Genomic DNA, 3,178 nt, shown 5'->3' on the forward strand with positions numbered 1-3,178 from the left:
CGGGACGAACACCGATATGCTTCGGGGAGCTGTAAGCAAGCTTTGATCCGGAGATTTCCGAATGGGGAAACCCACCACTCGTAATGGAGTGGTATTCAGGGAATGGGCACTAATAATGATGACTTCTTAGAACACTTACTGACACCTTCAACTCATGATACAATTTTATTCTTTACGAATAAGGGGAAAGTATACCGATCAAAAGGTTATGAGATTCCGGAGTTTAGCCGTACAGCTAAAGGACTACCTATCGTAAACTTACTTGAAATTGATAGAGGTGAAAGTATTAACGCTATTATTCCAGTAAGTGAATTTTTAGAGAATTGGTACCTATTCTTTACGACGAAACAAGGAATAGCGAAACGTGTACCTTTATCTGCATTTGCAAATATCCGAACGAATGGATTAATTGCAATTAATTTAAAAGAGGATGATGACGTAATTTCAGTACGTTTGACAGACGGAACGAAAGATATTGTTGTCGGTACCTCAAAAGGTATGATGATCCGTTTTAATGAAGATGATGTTAGATCAATGGGAAGAACAGCAACAGGTGTTAAAGCTATTACACTTTCTGAAGATGACTATGTTGTAGGAATGGAAGTTGTGGAGGAGCACTTAGATATTCTTGTTGTTACGGAACTTGGTTATGGTAAGCGAACTGCACAGGAAGAATACCGTATTCAAAGTCGTGGTGGTAAAGGATTAAAAACACTGAATGTTACAGAGAAAAACGGTAAAATGATTTCATTAAAATGTGTAAGTGACGAAGAGGATTTAATGTTAATTACTGAATCCGGTGTTATTATTCGTATGCCAATTGAACAAATCTCACGTCTTGGCCGTGTTACTCAAGGTGTTAAATTAATTAGACTAGACCAAGAAGGTCATGTTGCTACGGTTGCAATTGCAGCAAAAGAAGAGGAAATTGAGGCAGAAGATGAAAATGATGATGAATTTCCGACTCTAGAAGATGATGATATAACTGAAACAACTGAAGAATAGTTTTTAAATAATGCTAAAGAGAGAACATATTTGTTCTCTCTTTTTTTCTATGTGAGGATACTAATGTTTCTTTAAATTGAAGATAGTAGGGTTTTATTTTAGGTTTATCAGTTTTGCTCATTTAATCTTTATGGGGAGTATTAACTCCTTAGTTCTATTAAATCTAAAGGTAGGAAAATAAGAATATTAAGTAAGGTTTTTGCTTAAATAAAATTAGTTTAATTTTTTTTGAAAATATATTATAAAAACTATTGACCGAGTCTAATGGATTTGTTATTATATAGAAGTCGCCAAGAGACATCGCGACAAAGTGAACTTTGAAAACTAAACAAAACATGAAGTAAACGTCAATTATTAGTTTTTTGAGCAATACAAGATTTAAACTTAACTTTTATGGAGAGTTTGATCCTGGCTCAGGACGAACGCTGGCGGCGTGCCTAATACATGCAAGTCGAGCGGATTAATGGGAGCTTGCTCCCGTTAATTAGCGGCGGACGGGTGAGTAACACGTGGGCAACCTACCTATAAGACTGGGATAACTTCGGGAAACCGGAGCTAATACCGGATGACACTGAGGAACTCCTGTTCCTTAGTTGAAAGATGGCTTCGGCTATCACTTATAGATGGGCCCGCGGCGCATTAGCTAGTTGGTGAGGTAACGGCTCACCAAGGCGACGATGCGTAGCCGACCTGAGAGGGTGATCGGCCACACTGGGACTGAGACACGGCCCAGACTCCTACGGGAGGCAGCAGTAGGGAATCTTCCGCAATGGACGAAAGTCTGACGGAGCAACGCCGCGTGAGCGATGAAGGCCTTCGGGTCGTAAAGCTCTGTTGTTAGGGAAGAACAAGTGCTAGTTAAATAAGCTGGCACCTTGACGGTACCTAACCAGAAAGCCACGGCTAACTACGTGCCAGCAGCCGCGGTAATACGTAGGTGGCAAGCGTTGTCCGGAATTATTGGGCGTAAAGCGCGCGCAGGCGGTTTCTTAAGTCTGATGTGAAAGCCCCCGGCTCAACCGGGGAGGGTCATTGGAAACTGGGAAACTTGAGTGCAGAAGAGGAAAGTGGAATTCCAAGTGTAGCGGTGAAATGCGTAGAGATTTGGAGGAACACCAGTGGCGAAGGCGACTTTCTGGTCTGTAACTGACGCTGAGGCGCGAAAGCGTGGGGAGCAAACAGGATTAGATACCCTGGTAGTCCACGCTGTAAACGATGAGTGCTAAGTGTTAGAGGGTTTCCGCCCTTTAGTGCTGAAGTTAACGCATTAAGCACTCCGCCTGGGGAGTACGGTCGCAAGACTGAAACTCAAAGGAATTGACGGGGGCCCGCACAAGTGGTGGAGCATGTGGTTTAATTCGAAGCAACGCGAAGAACCTTACCAGGTCTTGACATCCTCTGACAACCCTAGAGATAGGGCGTTCCCTTCGGGGACAGAGTGACAGGTGGTGCATGGTTGTCGTCAGCTCGTGTCGTGAGATGTTGGGTTAAGTCCCGCAACGAGCGCAACCCTTGATCTTAGTTGCCAGCATTTAGTTGGGCACTCTAAGGTGACTGCCGGTGACAAACCGGAGGAAGGTGGGGATGACGTCAAATCATCATGCCCCTTATGACCTGGGCTACACACGTGCTACAATGGATAGTACAAAGGGTTGCAAGACCGCGAGGTGGAGCTAATCCCATAAAACTATTCTCAGTTCGGATTGTAGGCTGCAACTCGCCTACATGAAGCCGGAATCACTAGTAATCGCGGATCAGCATGCCGCGGTGAATACGTTCCCGGGCCTTGTACACACCGCCCGTCACACCACGAGAGTTTGTAACACCCGAAGTCGGTGGGGTAACCTTTTTAGGGGCCAGCCGCCTAAGGTGGGACAGATGATTGGGGTGAAGTCGTAACAAGGTAGCCGTATCGGAAGGTGCGGCTGGATCACCTCCTTTCTATGGAGACATCATGAACCGTTGGTTCATGTATGAAAATGTTTCTTCATTGTTTTGTTTAGTTTTGAGAGTTCACTCTCAACTTTGTACCTTGAAAACTAGATAATGTCATTCATTAAACTGCGTAAGTTTAATTCAATTAGTTTTAAAATTAGTTAAGTTAGAAAGGGCGCACGGTGGATGCCTTGGCACTAGGAGTCGATGAAGGACGGGACTAACACCGATATGCTTC

Annotated in this window: 1 protein-coding gene, 2 rRNA genes and 1 other annotated feature; all 3 genes read left to right on the top strand. The window is 43.9% G+C overall.

The window, feature by feature from the left end; translation table 11 throughout:
* Window position 1 precedes the first annotated feature (1 nt).
* Window positions 2-103: a sequence feature (23S ribosomal RNA rRNA prediction is too short), on the top strand.
* A complete protein-coding gene (locus tag ACFTSA_RS24310) occupies window positions 103-1,005 on the top strand; it encodes a DNA gyrase C-terminal beta-propeller domain-containing protein (RefSeq protein ID WP_377954679.1) in 903 nt (300 codons plus the stop codon). Its footprint overlaps the feature before it by 1 nt.
* 390 nt (window positions 1,006-1,395) lie before the next feature.
* Window positions 1,396-2,946, top strand: a 16S ribosomal RNA gene (locus ACFTSA_RS24315).
* Window positions 2,947-3,099: 153 nt separating this feature from the next.
* Window positions 3,100-3,178, top strand: a 23S ribosomal RNA gene (locus ACFTSA_RS24320); the annotation flags it as partial.

This window comes from Arthrobacter sp. NPDC057013, assembly GCF_042674585.1.
Classification (GTDB): Bacteria; Actinomycetota; Actinomycetes; order Actinomycetales; family Micrococcaceae; genus Arthrobacter.

Excerpts from the sequence above, each read along its gene's own strand:
- ACFTSA_RS24310 (WP_377954679.1), top strand. The coding sequence starts at position 103 with ATGGGCACTAATAATGATGACTTCTTAGAACACTTACTGACACCTTCA.